The sequence below is a fragment of the Blastomonas sp. genome, assembly GCF_046294995.1.
Classification (GTDB): domain Bacteria; phylum Pseudomonadota; class Alphaproteobacteria; order Sphingomonadales; family Sphingomonadaceae; genus Blastomonas.
Map to the genome: position 1 here is coordinate 182,460 of NZ_JBKBOG010000003.1, position 19,095 is coordinate 201,554.

The window sequence follows — 19,095 nt, forward strand, 5'->3', positions numbered from 1 at the left end:
AGTGACGGGACTGCCTGGTACGAGCTGCAGAGAACATCCCTGAGGCGATACATCTTCCAAGGGAGCTGTCCCTGCCCTGGCTCCGGCCAACGGTACACGGCGCCCACCTGACGTTACTGGCGTCAGAGGATATTCCAGCAAACGGCCAAGGCGGTTCCAACCATGGCCTGCGCGCTTGCCGGCCATGACGGTCGGCCGGATATGATTTTGGGCGGAACGTTACTGTGACCGGCGTGATCAGCGAAAAGCAGGAAATGCGGCGCAGGATGCGCGCCGCGCGCCTCGCCCACTGGCAGGCGCTTCCAGATACGCACCGTGCGTTGATCTTCGGGCGCCCTCCGCGAATCATCCTGCCGCTGATCGAAAATGCCGAGATCATAGGCCTGTACCACGCCGTTCCAGGCGAAGTGCCGACCGCCAACTATGCCGCGCATCTGCTCGACATGGGCAAGATGATCGCGCTCCCTTGGACCCGCGAGCACCAAGGCCCGATGACCTTCAGAGTGTGGACGGGGTCGCAGGAGACGCTGGTACAGGGCCCATGGGGAACGCAGCCGCATGCTGCAATGCCCGAGGTCGTCCCCGACGCGCTGTTCATGCCGCTGGTGGCGTTCGACAGCGCATTGAACCGGCTGGGCCAGGGCGGCGGCCATTATGATGGCTGGTGCGCCCAGCACCCCGCCACGCGGCGTATCGGGCTGGGCTGGACCGTTCAGCAGGTCGATGCCGTCCCTGCAGAGCACCACGACATGCCGCTCGATGCGGTGATCACCGAACAGCAGGTTCTGCTGCCGGTTAGCGAAAGACCCCTGACATGAAGCCGACCTTGCGCAAGCCCGTAGGCATCCTCGCGATTCTGGCGATCATCACGGTCTGGGCGGTGATCGTCGCCAGCTTCTCGACCGTGATCGGCAGCTGGCACATCGCCGTGCAATCGGTGATTTATTGCATCGCCGGGATCATCTGGATCGCGCCGATGCGGCCGCTGATGATCTGGATGGAAACCGGTCGCTGGCGCGCCTGAACCGCGCGCACATTGCCGCCTGCCCTCATGGCGAAAACTGATCAGACGTGCCCCGATTATGCTGGGGACCGCGAATGGTTGGGAAGGTTTCCAACACCTGCGAGTGGCCATTTTTCCGGGGCAAAACCCCAGTCCAATGGCGCGAGTGACGGGGCTCGAACCCGCGACCTCCGGCGTGACAGGCCGGCGCTCTAACCAACTGAGCTACACCCGCATCGTGTTGGAGCGCGGCTGATATAAGCGACCCGCCGACCTGTCAACACGTGAATCAAATTTTCCCGCGAACCGGCGATAATGGTTCCGTCGGCGGTATTTCCGCGTCGCGCGGAGATCGCGTGAGCGTACCGGCTTCGAACAGGAAACCAGCGATATCCGGCTTGCCTGCTGCCGCGACGACGGTCTGGATGATGATCAGCAAAGGAACCGCCAGCAGCGCGCCGGTGGTGCCCCACACCCATGCCCAATAGCTGAGCGAGACCAGAATCAGCAGCGGGTTCATCGTCAGCCTGCGGCCCAGCACCGCAGGCGTGATCAGGTTGGCTTCGACCAAGTGGAAACCGACCTGAACGCTGGCGGGAATCAGCGCGGTCCACAGGTCGCCAAAGCTCATCAGACCACCCAGCGCGAGCAGTATCGCCGCAAGCACGGGCCCCAGATAGGGAACAAAGTTGAGCAATGCGACGATGCCGCCCCACATCGCGGGCGATTCCATCCCCAGCATCCAGACGACGACGCCGACCGACACCCCCAGCATCAGGTTGATCAGGGTGATCGTGGTAAGATACGCCGATGTCGCCGAAACGACGTTCTGGATCACCCGCGCGGTGGCCATCGCGCCGGTGAAGCTGCCCCGGCTGCTGATCGCGTTTTCGCGTAGCTTGGTCCATCCGGCGAGAAAGAAGAAGATCAGCAGGATGACGAACGCCATCTGCAGTGCCACCCCCGGCGCTGCGCTGGCAAACAGGTCGAGCAGCGATTCGGGTGAAGCCACCGCCGCGTTTTGTGCCTTCACCATCGATCCCGAAACCAGCCGGGTGGTATCGTCGACGAACCTTTGCAGATCTGAGTACAATTCGATCAAGGGAGACAGGTTCTCCATGATCTTCGGGATCCTGTCGGGCAGCAGCAGGAACCAGTCCGCCGCAGGCACGACGATCACCGCAACCGCCCCGTTGGCGATCGCAAGGAACAGCACCAGGCACAGGAATGCCGCCGCCATCGACGGCAGACCCCGCCGCTCCATCCACTCGAGCGCCGGGACCAGCGCGATCGACAGCACGATCGCCACCGCCAGCGGCAGGAAGAACTCCGCCCCTGCCCGCATCGCGAACGGAAAGGCGAGAAACAAGGCCACCCCAGCGATGAGCGTGAGCGCAGCGAGCAGCCTGTCGCGCCGCAACTCGTCTGTAGGCGAATGATCTGCTGGGGGTAACGACATGGATGATAAGGCCCCTGGTCCGCAATCCGGACGCTAGCGGCTATATCTGCACCGATTGCCGTGCACAATCCAGCGGGTTTGATGGCCAGCACGCGAGGAAAATCTCGTGCAACGTTAACCATATGTTGGCGGTCTGGGCGCTAGGCCCGCATCCAGCCGGACACTGCCGGCGGGGGCAAATCGGGGTAGGGAATGCTGCGCATCACAATCGCGCTGCTCGCCTTGGCCGGGCCGGTAGCGGCCTTGGCATCGGGCGATGTTCGGACAAGATCATCCATTTTCGTCGAGCGGATCGACCCGCAGGGCAGCGGCGCGCGCCGCGTCCGGCTGGAGCCTGCGCGCCAGGTCAGTTCTGGCGAACGGCTGATCTACGTCGTCGAATACCGCAACATGGGCAACCAGCCCGTGCAGGGATTCACCGTGACCAACCCCCTGCCCCGTACCGTTCGTCTGGACGAGACGGTCGATGGCAGCGAGCTGGTATCGATCGATGGCGGTCGCAATTGGGGCCTGCTGTCGGAACTGCGCGTGTCGCTGGGCCAGGACAGCTGGCGCCCCGCCAATCCCGACGACGTCACCCACCTGCGCTGGCGCGTCGGCGACCGGCTGATGCAGGGCGAGAGCCGCCGGATGACCTTCCGGGCGATCGTGCGCTAACAGCTCAAAGTCGAAAGACCCCGTCATTCCCGCGAACGCGGGAATCCCGCTATCGAACGGCAGCGCAAAAGCGGGACCCCCGCCTTCGCGGGGGTGACGACTATCTGTTGAGCCCCAAATTCAATCCGCGAAGATATAGATCGGGGTTTCGATCCGGCGCTTGAGCGCCTGGACGAAGCTGGCCGCATCATAGCCGTCAACGACGCGGTGATCGCACGAGATCGACAGGTTCATCATCTTGCGGATGACCACCGCGCCATCGACCACCATCGGGCGTTCGACGATCTTGTTGGGGCCGATGATCGCGACCTCGGGCCGGTTGATCACCGGCGTCGTCGCGATGCCGCCGAGCGGGCCGAGCGAGGTCAGCGTCAGTGTCGAGCCAGAAAGCTCCTCGCTCTTCGCCTTGCCGCTGCGCGCGGCATCGGCGAGGCGCGCGATCTCGCTCGCCATATCCCAGACGCTCAAACTTTCGGCACCGCGCAGCACCGGCACCATCAACCCTGCATCGGTCTGCGTCGCTATCCCGAGATGCACCGCACCCGAGCGGGTGACCACATTGGCCTCATCGTCGTAGCGGGCGTTGAGCATCGGATAATCGCGCAAGGTCTTGCAGATCGCGGCGATCAGGATCGGGAGTGCGGTCAGCTTGGGACGATCGCCCCGACTGGCATTCATTTCCCCGCGCATCTCCTCCATCTTCGTCACGTCGATCTCGTCGACATAAGTGAAGTGCGGGATGTTGCGCTTCGATTCGGCCATGTTCTGCGCGATGCGCTTGCGCATGCCGATAACGCGGATTTCTTCGTCGGCGGCGCGGCCCGGACCGGAACGCGTGCCGCCATAGTTCAGATAGGCGTCCAGATCGGCGTGGCGAATGCGGGTGCCTTCCGAAGGCCGCACCTTGGCGAGATCGATGCCGAGGTCTCGCGCGCGCTGGCGCACCACCGGCGATGCCAGCACCTTGGCGCTGTCACTGCCGTTCCCCTGCGAAGGCAGGGGCCCATCACCTGACACAGCCTTGGGAGCCACCGGTGCAGGAGCAGGAGCAGGTGCCGCGACGGGCGCGGATGCAGCCTCTTCCACCGGAGGCAGCTTGGGGTTCTCTGCCTCGATCGTCTCAGGCTCGGGCGCGACATCGAAACCGGGCTCAGCGTCGCTGTCAGAGACTTCACCTTCGATCTCGATCTCGACCAGCATCGAACCGATCGCGATGACATCGCCCTCGGCGCCCGCCACCTTGGTGACGGTGCCCGAGACCGGCGATTCCATCTCGACGGTCGCCTTGTCTGTCATCATGTCGGCGATGCGGCCGTCTTCCTCGATCCGGTCACCGATCTTGACGTGCCACGCCACGATTTCCGCCTCGGCAATGCCCTCGCCGATATCGGGCAGGTTGAAGGTATAGGTTGCCATGGCGGGTCAGTCCTTCATGATCTTGGCAATGGCGCGACCGATACGGATCGGGCCGGGAAAATACGCCCATTCGAGGCTGTGCGGATAAGGCGTGTCGAAGCCGGTGACGCGCTCGACCGGGGCTTCGAGGTGATAGAAGCAGCGCTCCTGCACCAAGGCGGAAAGCTCCGCGCCAAAGCCGCTGGTCCGCGTCGCCTCATGGACGATCAGGCAGCGACCGGTCTTCTTGACCGACGCCTCGATCGTCTCGATGTCGAGCGGCAGCAGCGTGCGCAGATCGATCACCTCGGCATCGACGCCATTGGCCTCGACCACGGCCTGCGCCACATGCACCATCGTGCCATAAGCCAGGATGGTCAGCGCTTCGCCCGCGCGCACGATGTTGGCCTTGCCCAGGGGGATGCGATAATGGCCGGTCGGCACCTTGGATGCCGCATGCTTCGACCAGGGTTCGACCGGGCGGTCATAATAGCCGGTGAACGGGCCGTTATAGATCCGCTTGGGCTCGAAGAAGATGACCGGATCGTTGTCTTCAATTGCCGAGATCAGCAGCCCCTTGGCGTCATAGGGCGTCGAGGGGATCACCGTCTTGAGGCCCGAAACATGCGTGAACAGGCTCTCGGGGCTCTGGCTGTGGGTCTGGCCGCCGAAGATGCCGCCACCGAAGGGCGAGCGCACGGTGATCGGGGCGATGAACTCGCCCGCCGAGCGATACCGCAGCCGCGCGGCTTCGGAGATCAGCTGGTCGATCCCGGGATAGATATAGTCGGCGAACTGGATTTCGGGCACCGGGCGCAGGCCGTACGCTCCCATTCCGACCGCGACACCGACGATGCCGCATTCGCTAATCGGCGTGTCGAACACCCGGGTCTTGCCGTATTTCGCCTGCAGCCCTGCGGTGCAGCGGAAGACGCCGCCGAAATAGCCGACGTCTTCACCCATCACCACGACATCGGGGTCGCGCTCCATCATGACGTCCATGGCGCTGTTGATCGCCTCGATCATGTTCATCGTCTTGGTCGCCATGTCCTCTGCAGCAGCATTGGACGACGCATTATCCTGCATCACTTCGGCCATTTCGCAGCCCTTTCTTCGAGCGCCTGTGCCATCTGCTCTTGCAGATGCCAGGGTAGTTCCTCGAACACGTCCTCGAACATCGTCTCGAACGGCTGGTGCATTCCGTGGCCGAGCACGCCGTTCCTTTCGGCCTCCTTGGTCGCGGCCTTGACCATTTCGGCCAGTTCCAGGTCCATCGCGGCATGCCGCTCGTCGTCCCAGATGCCCAGACCGATGCAGTGCTGCTTCAAACGGTGGATCGGATCTCCCAGCGGCCATTCGGCGCTTTCCTGCGCGCTGCGATACGCGGACGGATCGTCCGAGGTACTGTGCCCTTCGGCGCGATAGGTGAAGTGCTCGATCAACGTCGGGCCCTTGTTCGAGCGCGCGCGCTCGGCCGCCCATTGCGTCGCGGCATAGACGGCAAGCGCATCGTTGCCATCGACGCGAAGCCCGGCGATGCCATAGCCGATCGCGCGTGCGGCGAAGGTCGTGCGCTCGGCGCCGGCGAAACCGGAGAAGCTCGAAATCGCCCACTGGTTGTTGACGACGTTGAGGATGGTCGGCGCGTTGTACACCGAGGCAAAGGTCATCGCGCTGTGGAAGTCGCCTTCCGCGGTCGAGCCCTCGCCGCACCAGCAGCTGGCGATGCGGGTATCGCCCTTGATCGCGCTCGCCATCGCCCAGCCCACGGCCTGCGGATATTGCGTCGCGAGATTGCCCGAGATGGTGAAGAAGCTGAGTTCAGGCACCGAATACATGATCGGCAGCTGGCGGCCCTTCAACTTGTCGCCGCGGTTCGAATAGATCTGGTTGATCATTTCGGTGAGCGCATAGCCGCGCCACATCAGGATGCCCTGCTGGCGATAGCTGGGGAACACCATGTCATCGCCCTGCATCGCGGCAGCAGCGGCAACCGATGTCGCTTCCTCGCCGGTGCACTTCATATAGAAGCTGGTTTTGCCCTGCCGCTGAGCGCGATACAGCCGCTCGTCGAAGGCGCGGGTCAACGCCATGGTGCGCAGCATCTTGAGCAGGGTTTCGTGCGGCAGGCGCGGATCCCATGCGCCGACCGCGCGCTGGTCGTCATCGAGCACGCGCACCAGACCGAAGCTGAGCTCGCGCATGTCGTGGGGAGAGACCGCCTCGTCGGGCCGCCCCAGGCTGCCAGCGGCAGGAACGACCACATCGCTGAAGTCGACGGGGTCGCCGGGGCGCGAGCGCGGTTCGGGAACGTGAAGCGCAAGCGGTTGCAGGTTCGATCTCAAGGGACCATCGGCCATCAAAAATCCTCTCGGGTCGGTGCTCGGTCAGCCGGAGAGGCTCTTGATGGCCTTTCGACTAATTGCACTGTCGAGACATATTATTTCAAGATTCGCGATAGGTCAATAGTGCTGCCCTTCACTTTGTGGTCATACCGCCACGGGCGCGGAGATGTGCGGTTGCGGGGTATATTCGCGGACCTCGAAATCGTCGATTGCGTAATCAAAAATGCTTGGCGGACGCCGCCGGATTTCGAGCACGGGTGCACCGGCAGGAACGCGCCCGAGCTGGGTTTCGACAAGCTCTGCATGATTGAGATACAGATGGACATCGCCGCCGTTCCAGATGAGCTCGCCCGGCTCGAGATCGCATTGCTGCGCCAGCATCCGGATGATCAACGCCGCAGAGAAGATGTTGAACGGCACGCCAAGCGCCAGATCGCACGACCGCTGATACAGCAGCCCGGTCAGCTTCCCGTCGGCAACGAAGAATTGATAGGTCTTGTGGCATGGCGGCAGCGCCATCTGGTCGAGTTCGGCAACATTCCATCCCTCGAAGATGTGGCGGCGCGATCCCGGATTGGTACGCAGGCTCTCGACCAGTTCGGCGATCTGGTTGATGCCGCGCGATCGCTTGCGGAACAGGCCACCCTCGCCTTGGACCGGCTCGTACACCGGCCAGTCTACCCATTGCTTGCCATAGACCGGCCCCAGATCACCCCAGCGCGCGGCAAAATCGGCATCCTCGATGATCCGAGCCTCGAAGCCGGCGCGATCGATCGTCTCACCCGTGGCCTTGCGATAGCTGTCGAGCGGCCAGTCGGTCCAGATGTGTACCCCCTGCGCTACCAGCGCACGGATGTTGGTATCGCCGGTCAGGAACCACAGCATCTCGCGCGCGGCCGCCTTCCAGTAGACCCGCTTGGTGGTCAGCAGCGGAATTGCATTGTCCGAGAGGTCGAACCGCATCGTCGCCCCGAACAGCGATCGCGTGCCGACGCCGGTGCGGTCGGAACGCTCATGCCCAGTGGTCCAGACCTGCTCCATCAGATCAAGATACTGCCATTCGAAATGGCGCGGCTGCGCGTCTTTTGCCGCGCGACTCTGCAATGCGATGTCCATGCCAGGGGGCTTAGCATGCTGCCCAACGGCGTGCCATTGCAGCCGATGCGAAAAGCCAAAATGCTCGCTTGCATGGCCGCCCCACCTTGACTATAGGCACGCCCCTGCCTCCCAGGCGCCGCAAGGCACCATGAAGTCTGGGTCGGGGAGTAGCTCAGCCTGGTAGAGCACTGTCTTCGGGAGGCAGGGGCCGGAGGTTCGAATCCTCTCTCCCCGACCATTTAATGTCCCCACGGTATCAAGTTTATTTGCTCAGCGCGTGCAGCTTGCGCCCCGTGATGGCGGTCTGGACGATGAACAGGACCATCATCCCTGCGCCCATAGCCGTGATAAACAGATCGAATGGCGAAAGGCCCGTACCCATTACCGTGGTCGGCCGTGTGGTAAACATCGCCAGACTCATGGCAATCAGGATCAGACGCAATTCGGTGGGCCCGGCAGCCAGATAGGACAACCGAAATTCGCCGGTGACACGGGCAGCCAGAAATGTGTGGATCGACAGCAGCAGATAGCTGCCCAGGGCGAACATCGCCACGTCCATGCGAATGAAGGCGGTGAGGCCGAGTCCAACGACGATGATGAGGTTGGACAACGCGTCCATGCTGTGATCAATGAAATACCCATAATTCGGCCGCTCGATCTTGCGGTAGCGTGCCAGGCTGCCATCCAGCGAATCGCCGAACCAGTTGATGAAAAATCCGGCGATCGCGAGCCATAGCCATTCGATCTGGTACAGACTGAGGCCATAGCCTGCAAAAATGGTCAGCGCGCCGCAAAAGCCCATCAGCGTCAGGCCATCGGGCGATAGCCATGCAGGCAGGCGCGCGCACAGCCAGTTTAGCAGCCTCCGTTCAGCGGCCGCAAGCATGTTGCCCTGTATCCGGTTGACGCTGCTCATCGCCGCAGCCGTGCGCTAGCTCGTTGATTTGTAGAGAATATAGTTACGGTCATACGAAAATCCTCGGCAAGTTTGTGCCTGCCCCCGCACGCCAGTGACGGGATATAGGGTAATTGGCGAGAAAATCGAGGCTGATGTCATGAATCTGTAATCAGGCTGAATCGCACTTACCGCTCACCGCAAGCAAAGAGCGATGGAGTTTGCTCTGACGCCGATTCTCAAGGGCAACGCTTTCGGGAGGCAGGGACCATGTTCGAATCCTCGCTCCCGACCAATTACCTCAACCCCAGCCTTACGGCTGTTCGGCGCGATCCACCAGGGATGCTCCGCCCTCGGTCGGAATCGACCAGATCACCACATTGCCGATCATCACTGCCGCCAGGATCAGCATCAGGACGGGTTGCTTGCGCAAGCCCCGGCGCAGCAGGACGATCGCACCGGCGACGAGCGCCATTGCGGTGAGCATGGCGAGCGAGAGAACAAAGCTTGTCATGGCTGCCCGTGTGTCAGTCCAGGCCCGGCATCGTCAAGGCGGCATCGCGCAAGCCGCGCCATATGCGCGCGGCCTGGACGGTCTCGGGCACGTCATGGACGCGCACGATCTGCGCACCTGCGCCGATTGCGCTCAGCGCCAATGCCAGCGATCCGCCCAGCCGTTGGCCCACCGGCGCCTCGTTGGATAGCGCGCCGATCATCCGCTTGCGGCTCGCGCCGAACAGGATCGGCTGGCCCAGCGCATGGAACAGCGGCAGCGCGTTGATCAACGCCAGATTGTCGGAGAGCGACTTGCCGAAGCCGATGCCCGGATCGATCATGATCCGGTCGCGGGCTATCCCCGCCTCGACAACGGCAGCAATGCGGGCCTCGAGCCAGTCGAACACCTGCGTGACGACATTGCCATAGCCTGCGCCGCTGTGCGGGTTCTGCCCCTGCGACGGCGCGTGCATCAGCACCACCGGGCACCCGGCCTGGCGGACGACATCCAGCGCGCGCGAATCGAACAGCAGTGCCGAGACATCGTTGACGATATGCGCGCCCGCATCGAGCGCCGCCTCCATCACCGCAGCCTTGCGCGTATCGATCGAGAGGATCGCGCCGCTGTGTGCCAGCGCGCGAATTGCGGGGACCACGCGGGCGATCTCGTCGCCTTCCCACACCACCGGCGCATCGGGCCGGGTGGATTCGCCGCCGATATCGATCAGCGAGGCGCCTGCGGTCAACATCTCGAACCCTGCATCGGCGGCGCCAGCCGGGTCATCGGTGAAGCGACCGCCATCGGAGAAGCTGTCGGGCGTGACGTTCAATATGCCCATCACCTGCGGCTGGTCGAAGCGCAGCATCCGCTCGCCCAGCGCCAGCGGCGCGTGCTGGCGCGACAAATTGGTGAACTGGACCCGCGCCCGCTCCGTCTGATCGCCGGGCAGCGTTTCAAGCGCATCTTCGAACCGGTCGACCGCGACAATCTTCCGCGCAATCAGCCGGCCCCGCTCGAAAGTCTCCACCGCGACCAGATGGCACCACACCAGGCTGCTGCCCAGCCGGATGGTCGCCCCGTCAAAGGTTTGCGGGCTTTCCGCCAGCCCCACCGGGCGGACATAGACGCGGGTCGGCATATGCCTCAGGGCTCGGTGGCGAGCAGATAGGTCTGGCGCAGGCTATCGACCGGCTTCAATCCGCCCGTGGTCTCGATGTGCCAATAGGTCCAGCCGTTGCACGAAGGCGCATTCTGCAGGCTCGCGCCGACCTTGTGGATCGATCCGGTAAGCTCGCCGGTGAGCAGCGAACCATCGGCACGCACGGTTGCCCGATGCTTGCCGGCCTTGTCCATCAACACTGCGCCGACCGGGATGTAGCCGGTTTCCACCAATGTACCGAACGCGACGCGCGGCTGGCTCTTGGGCGATTGCATCGTCTTCAAGCCCGATTCATCGAGCGGCAGCGCGGCGGCAATGCGCTCTTCGGCGACGTCAATATAGGTGTCATCGCGCTCGCAGCCGATCCACTCGCGGCCCAGCCGCTTGGCGACCGCGCCGGTGGTACCGGTGCCGAAGAACGGATCGAGCACCACATCGCCCGGATTGGTGCAAGCGAGCAGGATGCGATAGAGGAGCGCCTCGGGCTTCTGCGTCGGGTGCGCCTTGACGCCGCCGCGCTTCAATCGCTCCTGGCCGCCGCAGATCGGGATCACCCAGTCCGAGCGCATCTGCAGCTCATCGTTCAAGGTCTTCATCGCGCGATAGTTGAAGGTGTATTTCGACTTTTCGTCGCGCGATGCCCAGATCAGCGTTTCGTGCGCATTGGTGAAGCGCGTGCCGCGGAAATTGGGCATGGGATTGGCCTTGCGCCAGACGATGTCGTTGAGAATCCAGAAGCCCAGATCCTGCAGCGTCGCGCCGACGCGGAAGATGTTGTGATAGCTGCCGATCACCCACATCGACCCATCGGGCTTGAGGATGCGCCGCGCCTCGGCCATCCATTCGCGGGTGAACCGGTCATAGGCGGCGAACGTGTCGAACTTGTCCCAGTCGTTGTCGACCGCATCGACGCGGCCCCCTTCGGGACGGAAAAGGTCGCCGCCGAGCTGCAGGTTGTACGGCGGGTCGGCGAAGACCATGTCGATCGATCCGCTCGGCAGCTTGCGCATTTCCTCGATGCAGTCGCCGCGCAGGATCTGGCCCAACGGCAGCTCGGGACGCACTGCTGGCTTGAGGCGCACCGGCGCCTTCGCCTTGCGCACAACAGGCGCCATCATCTCGCCAGTCAAAACCATTATCTACCCCCGCTTGCCCTGTAACAGGGCCCTGCATGAGTCCTCGGCGACCATCGGTCAAGGTCAAAACCCTAGGGATTCCGGGTGCTGAATTGGTTAACGACGCGGCCCCGCGCCGGAACACACAGAGTCCAAATCCAGATGTTGAGTCTTGTTAACCAATGGAGACTCAAGGGCTAGTGGTGTGACCACAAGGACTCGGCACCCAAAAAAGTGCGCTACAGCAGCGCCATCTGCGCCACCGGAGCAAAGCTGCGGCGGTGGAGGGTGGTTGATCCGTGCTGGCGCAATGCGGCGAGGTGCTCAGGCGTGCCATATCCCATGTTACGCTCCCAGCCATAATGCGGATGTTCGGCGGCGGCGCGTTGCATCATCCGGTCACGCTCCTGCTTGGCGATGATCGACGCAGCCGAAATGCACGGATGCAGCGCATCGCCCTTGACGATGGCCTCGGCGCTATAGCTCCAGCGTGGCAACCGGTTGCCGTCAACCAGCACATGGCCTGGAGCATCGCCCAGCGCTTCGACCGCGCGGGTCATCGCCAGCATGGTTGCCTGCAGGATATTGATCGCATCGATCTCCTCGACGCTCGCAATACCGATCCCGAACACGCAATGCGCGCGGATTTCGATTTCCAGCCTAGCCCGCTGGGCTGCGCTGAGCACCTTGCTGTCGGCGAGCCCTGCGATCCCTTCGGGACACAGGATGACCGCTGCTGCAACCACCGGCCCCGCCAGCGGGCCCCTCCCCGCCTCATCGACCCCCGCCACCGATCCGCATGCGGCGGGCGATGGGTCGATGCCAGGCGATTTCAGGGAACCAGGATGGGTCATCGTGCGTCTGTGCCGCAAGGCATTTGTAACCGCAAGCGCCGTCTCGACCACATCGCCACCCCGCGCGACAATATCCCGAATCATTTGCAATCTCTTACCGGATGACGATGATCGTGTTCATGAAAATTGGAGTTCACCTGATGCATCGACTGACCCTGAGCGCAGCATTGCCGCTCATCCTGATTGCGTGCACCAGCAGCGAGGAAGCCGTTGCGAGCGGCGACAACGAAACCGAGGTCGCAGCGATTTCGCCGGTTGATCGCCTGCCCTTCCAGACCTCTCAGGTCGCAGCATTCGACGAGCCCTGGGCAATGACATTCCTGCCCGATGGCCGCGCGCTGGTGACCGAGAAAAAGGGTGTGCTCAAGCTTGTGAGCTTCGGCGCCGACGGCACGCCGTCAATGGTCGATGTCTCGGGCACCCCGAAGGTTGCCTATGGCGGCCAGGGCGGTCTCGGCGATGTCGTGCTGTCGCCCGATTTCACCAACGATGGCTACGTCTATCTGAGCTATGCCGAAGCGGGTGATGGCGACACCAGCGGCGCTGCGGTTGCCCGCGCCAAGATGGTCACCGCCGCAGACGGCAGCGCGAGCCTCAACGACATGCAGGTCATCTGGCGGCAGGAACCCAAGGTCAGCGGCAAGGGGCATTACGGCCACCGCATCGCCTTCGGTCCCGATGGCATGATGTACATTTCGTCGGGCGAGCGACAGAAGTTCGATCCGGCGCAGGATCTCGACCAGAACCTCGGCAAGGTCGTCCGGCTGACGCCCACCGGCGGTATTCCGTCGGACAATCCGATGTATAACCAGGGCCGCATCAAGGCGCAGATCTGGTCGTACGGCCATCGCAATCCGTTGGGCATTGCGTTTGACCCCAGTGGCAACCTGTGGGTGTCGGAAATGGGTCCGAAGGGCGGCGACGAGTTTAACCTCGTCAAGCGCAACCAGAATTACGGCTACCCGAAGGTTTCCAATGGCGACCATTATGACGGCAAGGAGATCCCCGATCACTCGCCCGACGATGGCTTTACCGCGCCGAAACTCTCATGGACCCCGGTGATCTCGCCCAGCAGCCTGATGATCTACACTGGCGACATGTTCCCCGCGTGGAAGAACAGCGCCTTTATCGGCGCGCTGAGCGGCCAGGCACTGGTCCGGGTCAAGCTGAACGGTGAAAATGCGGAAAAGGCCGACAACTGGCCGATGGAAGCCCGCATCCGCGAGGTCGAGCAGGGTCCCGATGGCGCGATCTGGGTGCTTGAAGATGGTGGACGCGGTTCCAACGGCCGGCTGCTCAAGCTGACCCCGACGCAATGACGCTGCGACCGTTGCAGTGCGGCGGTCAGGCAGCAATGCCATTTCAATTTGCAACCTACCGCGCTACGCGTGGCGAAACCACAATGATACCGGGAGATGATGAATGGCGACCATGACCGACGCCCCCTTGAAGGCTGATCAGCTGTCCGACGTGCTCGACCGGCAGAAATCCGCGTTCCTCGCCGAACTTCCGGTGCCGATGTCGGTCCGCAAGGATCGCATCAAGCGCATGATGAAGATGGTGCACGACAATGCCGACGCACTGGTCGCAGCGATGAGCGAGGATTTCGGTCATCGCAGCGCCGACCAGTCCAAGATGACCGACATCGTCAGCGTGCTCAACTGCGCGCGCCATGCGCTCAAGAACATGGACAGCTGGGCCAAATCCGAAAAGCGCCCGGTACAGTTTCCACTCGGCATCCTGGGCGCCCGCGCCCGGGTCGAATATCAGCCGCTGGGCGTGGTCGGCATCATTGCGCCGTGGAACTTCCCGATTCAGCTGTGCCTGACGCCTGCCATCGGCGCGCTCGCCGCAGGCAACCGGGTGATGATCAAGAACAGCGAGTTCACCGAAAATACGTCGAACCTGCTCGCCGAGCTTGGCCCACAGTTTTTCGATGTGAGCGAGGTCGCCTTCTTCACCGGGGGGCCCGACGTAGGCAAGGCGTTTTCGGAGCTGCCGTTCAACCATCTGCTGTTCACCGGCGCGACCAGCGTCGGCCATCACATCATGCGTGCCGCGGCCAACAACCTCGTTCCTGTCACCCTGGAACTCGGCGGTAAGTCGCCAGCGATCATCGGTCGCGGCGCGGACAAGGCCAAGGCCGCGCAGCGTGTCACCATGGGCAAGATGCTCAATGCCGGACAGATCTGCATCGCGCCCGATTACCTCTATGTCCCGCGCGAGGATGAAAGCGAGATCATCGACAATATCAAGCAGTCGGCGGGCACCTTGTACCCCACTCTGCTGGCCAATGATGACTACACCGCAGTGGTCAACGAGCGCCACCACGAGCGGCTGACCGGCTATCTCGACGACGCGCGCGAAAAGGGCGCCGAAGTGATCGAGGTCAATCCCGCAGGCGAGGATTTCAAATCGGCCAACAGCCGCAAGATGCCGTTGCATATCCTGCGCAACGTCACCGACGACATGAAGGTGATGCAGGACGAGATTTTCGGCCCGATCCTGCCGATCAAGACCTATTCGACCGTCGATGAGGCGATCGACTACGTGAACGGTCGCGACCGCCCGCTGGCGCTGTATTATTTCGGTGAAGACACCGCCGAAGCGAAGAAGGTTACCGATCGCACGATAAGCGGCGGCGTGACCCTCAACGACACGATTTTCCATGTCGCGATGGAAGACCTGCCGTTCGGCGGCGTCGGTCCTTCGGGAATGGGCGCGTATCACGGGCTCGATGGCTTCCGCACCTTCAGCCATGCCAAATCGATCTACAGCCAGCCGCGCATCGATGTCGCCAAGCTGGGCGGCTTCCTGCCCCCTTATGGCAGTGCCACCAAGAAGGCGATCGATCGCGATCTGAAGCTCTGATCGCGGGGGTCATCAGCGGCGGCTTTTGCGGGTTGCAGGAATTTTGCGAACCGCTATAGGCTGCCGCTTCTTGGCGGGCGTGGTGGAATGGTAGACGCGCCGGACTCAAAATCCGGTTCCGCAAGGAGTGTGGGTTCGAGTCCCACCGCCCGCACCAAGAGCCCCCTACAGAGCCATCCAGACGCCATCCGCCGGACAACCGGGCAAAATGCTTGCGCGCGCTGTTTTCCGGGTTAGTGCCAGACGCAGTGTTCGCTTTTGTGGATTGCACAATGTCCCATTCGGTTTCGCCGCTCGCGCTCCCCTTCGCCGATCTGCCCGCCATTGCCGGCGTAACCCCGCGCGTCGCACGGGCGCGTTACAAGGACTGGGACCGCTGCGACCTGAGCTTCGTCGAGCTGGCCACCGGCACGGCAGTCGCGGGCGTCACCACCACCAGCAAATGCCCCTCGCCCGAAGTCGAATGGTGCCGCAACGCGCTGCCACAGGGCAGCGCGCGGGCGCTGGTCGTGAGCGCGGGCAATGCCAACGCGTTCACCGGCGGCAAGGGCCGCGATGCGGTGGCGATGGTGGTCGATACCGTCGCAACGCAGCTGGGCTGTGCCGCAGAACAGGTGTTCGTCTCGGCGACCGGCGTGATCGGCGTGCCGCTGCCGCAGGACAAGGCGCGCGCCGGGCTTGAAACCGCGTTCGGCGCCGCCCCGTGCACCTGGCGCGACCTTACCGACGCGATCGGCACCACCGACACCTTCGCCAAGGCCGCGACCACCAGCGCGATGATCGGCGAACGCCGTGTTGATCTGGTCGGCGTGATCAAGGGGTCGGGCATGATCGCGCCCGATATGGCGACGATGCTCGGCTATATCTTCACCGATGCCGCGATCGCCCCGGCGCTGCTCCAGCAGATGCTGAGCGCGGCCAATCGCAGCACGTTCAACTGCATCACCGTCGACAGCGATACATCGACCAGCGACACCGTGCTCGCCTTCGCCACCGGCCAGGCCGACCACCCGCGGCTCGAGACGATGGACAGCGTCGGCGCGGACGCGTTCGCGGCTGCGCTTGCCGATCTGTGCCGCCAGCTCGCGCATCTGGTGGTCCGTGATGGCGAGGGTGCGAGCAAGTTCATCGAGGTGCGCGTCACGGGAGCCGTGTCGGACGACAGCGCGCACCGGATTGCGCTCAGCATCGCCAACTCGCCTTTGGTCAAAACCGCGATCGCAGGCGAGGACGCCAACTGGGGCCGCGTCGTGATGGCGGTGGGCAAGGCGGGTGAGCCGGCCGAGCGCGACCTGCTGGCGATCCGCTTCGGCGGGGTCGAGGTTGCAGCACAGGGTGTGGTGGTCGAAGGCTATGACGAAGCGCCGGTCGCAGCGCACCTCAAGGGCGACGAAATCCTGGTCGAGGCCGATATCGGGTTGGGTCAGGGCCGCGCCACAGTGTGGACCTGCGACCTGACCCACGGCTATATCTCCATCAACGCCGATTACCGGAGCTGACCGCATGCATGCGCTGTATTCCCCGGTTGCCGACCTGATCCGCACTGTCGCGCGTGACGTGGTGCTGCACCATTATCAGGAGCTCAGCGCCTCGCAGATTGACGAAAAGTCGCCTGGCGATCTGGTGACGATCGCCGACAAGGAGAGCGAGCGGTGGCTGAGCGCGGGGCTGGCGGCGATCCTGCCTGAAGCCAGCATCGTCGGCGAGGAGGCGGTCGAGGCCGATCCCGCGCTGATCGACCGCGTCAACGACGCGGTCGCGTGGATCATCGACCCGATCGACGGCACGCACAATTATGCGCACGGACGCCCCCCGTTCGGTATCCTGATCGCGCTGGTGGAGGCTGGCGAGACGGTCGCAGGCTGGCTGTACGATCCGCTCGCCGACCGGATGTGCCATGCGGTGCACGGCGGTGGCGCATTCATCGACGATGCGCCGGTGACCGCACGCGAAAGCGGCAAGCCCCTGCCCGTTGCGGCGATCTCGACGGTGTTCATCGAGGAGCCGCGCCGCAGCGCGATCAACCAGGCAGCAGACGGCAAGTTCGCGCTGGTGGACATCCCCCGCTGCGCCGCCGAGCAATATCCCCGGCTGGTGCTGGGCGAAAACGATATCACGCTGTTCGAACGCACCTTGCCCTGGGATCATGCGGCAGGCGTCTTGTTCGTCGAGGAAGCCGGCGGCAAGGCTGCACGGCTCGATGGATCGCGCTATCTGCCCGGCGACAAGCGCACAGGCATGATCGCCGCCGCCTCACCCCGGCTGTGGGATGAGGCGGTTGCGATACTGGGTTAGGCCGCAGACGCCACTGATAATCGACCGGGGCGGCCAGATCTTCTACCGCATCCTTGTCGGCATCACTGCAGCCATGCTCGGCGCGTAGGAAAGTCGATCACCAGTCGAAAGCGCCCAAGATAGTCCGCACCGATGATCATCGCAGGTTCGTCCTGCAGGCCGAATGATTCGAACACGGGCAAGTCCGCGATGCGGATCGAAGTTTCCCCCAAATCCTTGCCGAGCATACGGACCGAGCGGGCTCTTCCAGGCCGCAACGAGGAAGCCGCATTGGTCGCACCATGGACCGTCGCGGCCACGCCGCCCTTGTCCTCTTCAACTTTTGCCATGGTCGCGAAACGGGTGTTGATACGCGTTTCGCGGGCGCCGGTGTCGATGACGCCCCATCCGGTGACGCCGTTCACTTCGACAGGCACGGCGAGCAGCCCACCAATGATGGCGCGGGCCGATTGTGCCGGTCCCAGCGTCTTGATCAGCGCCTTTGCCTCGGCACCGTCGAGCAGCGACAAGCGCGCGGAAGGCAGATCGAAATCGACGGTATGGCCGCCCATGACATCCAGGCCGATGATGCCCGCCATCACCGCACCATCGCGGCGGTCGGGCAGTTCGCTCGCCACGATCGGCCCAAACGTCCTCCTATCGACTTCGAGCCGCGTGATCCGCCGCAGGGGGAGCGATGCCGACCCCGTCTGACCCACGATCTGTTCCTCGCCGGCAGGCGCAAGATCAGCCTCGCGGGCGAAGCGTTCGTAGACAGCGGAACCTTCGGCGCCTGTATCCACCACGAACAGATACTGGTCCTCGCCATCGATGCGGACGGGCGCGACGACATGCCCACTGGCCGAAAAGCTCAGTGGCGTCTGGGCGTTGACCAGGCTGGCGACCGCCAGTCCGAAAAGCCCTGCCGTTACCGTCCAACCGCGCATCGCAACACCCCCGCTTGCCGTTTGCGAGGCGCAACTTAGCCCTTTGCTAGCCGCGCGCAAAGGGTTTGCTGGCCCACAAAGCACTGCGCCACCGACCCCTTTGCGGATGTCGGAGGCGCAGTTTTTGCGGCGGTATCGGGATCAGGCGGGAAGCGCGCCTTCGAGCCAGCTCTTGAGTGCGCTCTTGGGGGCGGCGCCGACCTTGGTTTCGACGATCTGGCCCTTGTCGAACAGGATCATCGTCGGGATGCCGCGCACGCCGTACTTGGCGGGGGCATCGGGATTGTCGTCGATGTTGATCTTGGCGATCGTAACCTTGTCGCCGAGCTCGTCGCTGATCTCTTCGAGAGCGGGGCCGATCATCTTGCACGGGCCGCACCACTCTGCCCAGAAATCGACCAGAACGGGCTTGTCGGATTTCAGAACATCGGCATCGAAGCTTGCATCGCTGATTGCAGTGGTGGCCATCGGGGGTAACTCCTTTTTCGTGACTTAATCGGGAATGTAAGCACAGCGGGGGACCCGCT

Annotated in this window: 19 protein-coding genes, 3 tRNA genes and 1 other RNA gene; 10 read left to right on the forward strand and 13 right to left on the reverse strand. The window is 63.4% G+C overall.

The window, feature by feature from the left end; translation table 11 throughout:
• Positions 1-4: 4 nt before the first annotated feature.
• From ssrS to ACK4R0_RS06785, 3 genes are all read left to right on the forward strand, one after another.
• Positions 5-161: non-coding RNA, 6S RNA (gene ssrS / locus ACK4R0_RS06775), on the forward strand.
• A gap of 63 nt (positions 162-224) precedes the next feature.
• Complete coding sequence (locus ACK4R0_RS06780) at positions 225-818, forward strand: 5-formyltetrahydrofolate cyclo-ligase (RefSeq protein ID WP_409672117.1); 594 nt, start codon at positions 225-227, stop codon at positions 816-818.
• Positions 815-1,024 (forward strand): DUF2842 domain-containing protein, encoded by a 210-nt coding sequence (locus tag ACK4R0_RS06785; protein ID WP_409672120.1) that lies wholly within the window; start codon positions 815-817, stop codon positions 1,022-1,024. The genes ACK4R0_RS06780 and ACK4R0_RS06785 overlap by 4 nt, the downstream gene beginning before the upstream one ends.
• Before the next feature lie 137 nt (positions 1,025-1,161).
• Here ACK4R0_RS06785 and ACK4R0_RS06790 read toward each other — a convergent pair.
• A tRNA-Asp gene (locus tag ACK4R0_RS06790) sits at positions 1,162-1,238 on the reverse strand.
• 54 nt (positions 1,239-1,292) lie between these two features.
• Complete coding sequence (locus ACK4R0_RS06795; RefSeq protein WP_409672122.1) at positions 1,293-2,462, reverse strand: AI-2E family transporter; 1,170 nt, start codon at positions 2,460-2,462, stop codon at positions 1,293-1,295.
• Positions 2,463-2,654: 192 nt separating this feature from the next.
• Here ACK4R0_RS06795 and ACK4R0_RS06800 point away from each other — a divergent pair, with 192 nt between their 5' ends.
• A complete protein-coding gene (locus ACK4R0_RS06800; protein ID WP_409672125.1) occupies positions 2,655-3,119 on the forward strand; it encodes a hypothetical protein in 465 nt (154 codons plus the stop codon).
• Positions 3,120-3,239: 120 nt separating this feature from the next.
• On the opposite strand, the gene ACK4R0_RS06805 is transcribed toward ACK4R0_RS06800, so the two are convergent.
• The 4 genes from ACK4R0_RS06805 to ACK4R0_RS06820 form a co-directional block, all read right to left on the reverse strand.
• On the reverse strand, positions 3,240-4,535 hold the full coding sequence (locus tag ACK4R0_RS06805) for a dihydrolipoamide acetyltransferase family protein (RefSeq protein WP_409672129.1): 1,296 nt from the start codon (positions 4,533-4,535) through the stop codon (positions 3,240-3,242).
• Between the two features lie 6 nt (positions 4,536-4,541).
• Entirely contained in the window at positions 4,542-5,546 is a 1,005-nt protein-coding gene (locus ACK4R0_RS06810; RefSeq protein WP_409672246.1) for an alpha-ketoacid dehydrogenase subunit beta, read from the reverse strand.
• Positions 5,547-5,599: 53 nt separating this feature from the next.
• A complete protein-coding gene (locus tag ACK4R0_RS06815) occupies positions 5,600-6,874 on the reverse strand; it encodes a thiamine pyrophosphate-dependent enzyme (RefSeq protein WP_409672132.1) in 1,275 nt (424 codons plus the stop codon).
• 129 nt (positions 6,875-7,003) lie between these two features.
• Positions 7,004-7,975: a thymidylate synthase gene (locus ACK4R0_RS06820; RefSeq protein ID WP_409672134.1), complete on the reverse strand. Its 972-nt coding sequence runs from the start codon at positions 7,973-7,975 to the stop codon at positions 7,004-7,006.
• A gap of 143 nt (positions 7,976-8,118) precedes the next feature.
• Here ACK4R0_RS06820 and ACK4R0_RS06825 point away from each other — a divergent pair.
• Positions 8,119-8,195, forward strand: a tRNA-Pro gene (locus ACK4R0_RS06825).
• 24 nt (positions 8,196-8,219) lie between these two features.
• Here the strand turns inward: ACK4R0_RS06825 and ACK4R0_RS06830 are convergent.
• The 5 genes from ACK4R0_RS06830 to ACK4R0_RS06850 form a co-directional block, all read right to left on the reverse strand.
• A complete protein-coding gene (locus ACK4R0_RS06830; RefSeq protein ID WP_409672137.1) occupies positions 8,220-8,873 on the reverse strand; it encodes a CDP-alcohol phosphatidyltransferase family protein in 654 nt (217 codons plus the stop codon).
• Between the two features lie 292 nt (positions 8,874-9,165).
• A complete protein-coding gene (locus ACK4R0_RS06835; protein ID WP_409672140.1) occupies positions 9,166-9,366 on the reverse strand; it encodes a hypothetical protein in 201 nt (66 codons plus the stop codon).
• A 13-nt stretch (positions 9,367-9,379) separates the two neighbouring features.
• A complete protein-coding gene (gene folP, locus ACK4R0_RS06840) occupies positions 9,380-10,486 on the reverse strand; it encodes a dihydropteroate synthase (protein ID WP_409672143.1) in 1,107 nt (368 codons plus the stop codon).
• 5 nt (positions 10,487-10,491) lie between these two features.
• Complete coding sequence (locus tag ACK4R0_RS06845) at positions 10,492-11,625, reverse strand: site-specific DNA-methyltransferase (RefSeq protein WP_409672146.1); 1,134 nt, start codon at positions 11,623-11,625, stop codon at positions 10,492-10,494.
• A gap of 236 nt (positions 11,626-11,861) precedes the next feature.
• Entirely contained in the window at positions 11,862-12,476 is a 615-nt protein-coding gene (locus ACK4R0_RS06850) for a ribonuclease HII (RefSeq protein WP_409672249.1), read from the reverse strand.
• A 119-nt stretch (positions 12,477-12,595) separates the two neighbouring features.
• Between ACK4R0_RS06850 and ACK4R0_RS06855 the strand changes: the two genes are divergently transcribed.
• The 5 genes from ACK4R0_RS06855 (at position 12,596) to ACK4R0_RS06875 (ending at position 17,642) form a co-directional block, all read left to right on the forward strand.
• The gene (locus ACK4R0_RS06855; RefSeq protein WP_409672149.1) at positions 12,596-13,795 is read left to right on the forward strand and encodes a PQQ-dependent sugar dehydrogenase; all 1,200 of its coding nucleotides are present in this window, start codon (positions 12,596-12,598) and stop codon (positions 13,793-13,795) included.
• A gap of 103 nt (positions 13,796-13,898) precedes the next feature.
• Positions 13,899-15,347: a coniferyl aldehyde dehydrogenase gene (locus ACK4R0_RS06860; protein WP_409672152.1), complete on the forward strand. Its 1,449-nt coding sequence runs from the start codon at positions 13,899-13,901 to the stop codon at positions 15,345-15,347.
• Between the two features lie 73 nt (positions 15,348-15,420).
• A tRNA-Leu gene (locus tag ACK4R0_RS06865) sits at positions 15,421-15,504 on the forward strand.
• A gap of 115 nt (positions 15,505-15,619) precedes the next feature.
• On the forward strand, positions 15,620-16,846 hold the full coding sequence (gene argJ, locus ACK4R0_RS06870) for a bifunctional glutamate N-acetyltransferase/amino-acid acetyltransferase ArgJ (RefSeq protein ID WP_409672155.1): 1,227 nt from the start codon (positions 15,620-15,622) through the stop codon (positions 16,844-16,846).
• Between the two features lie 4 nt (positions 16,847-16,850).
• Complete coding sequence (locus ACK4R0_RS06875; protein ID WP_409672158.1) at positions 16,851-17,642, forward strand: inositol monophosphatase family protein; 792 nt, start codon at positions 16,851-16,853, stop codon at positions 17,640-17,642.
• A 62-nt stretch (positions 17,643-17,704) separates the two neighbouring features.
• On the opposite strand, the gene ACK4R0_RS06880 is transcribed toward ACK4R0_RS06875, so the two are convergent.
• Together ACK4R0_RS06880 and trxA are read right to left on the reverse strand one after the other, a co-directional pair.
• Positions 17,705-18,568: a retroviral-like aspartic protease family protein gene (locus ACK4R0_RS06880; RefSeq protein ID WP_409672161.1), complete on the reverse strand. Its 864-nt coding sequence runs from the start codon at positions 18,566-18,568 to the stop codon at positions 17,705-17,707.
• Between the two features lie 141 nt (positions 18,569-18,709).
• Positions 18,710-19,036, reverse strand: a complete 327-nt coding sequence (trxA, locus tag ACK4R0_RS06885) for a thioredoxin TrxA (RefSeq protein WP_409672164.1) — start codon at positions 19,034-19,036, stop codon at positions 18,710-18,712.
• Positions 19,037-19,095: the final 59 nt, after the last annotated feature.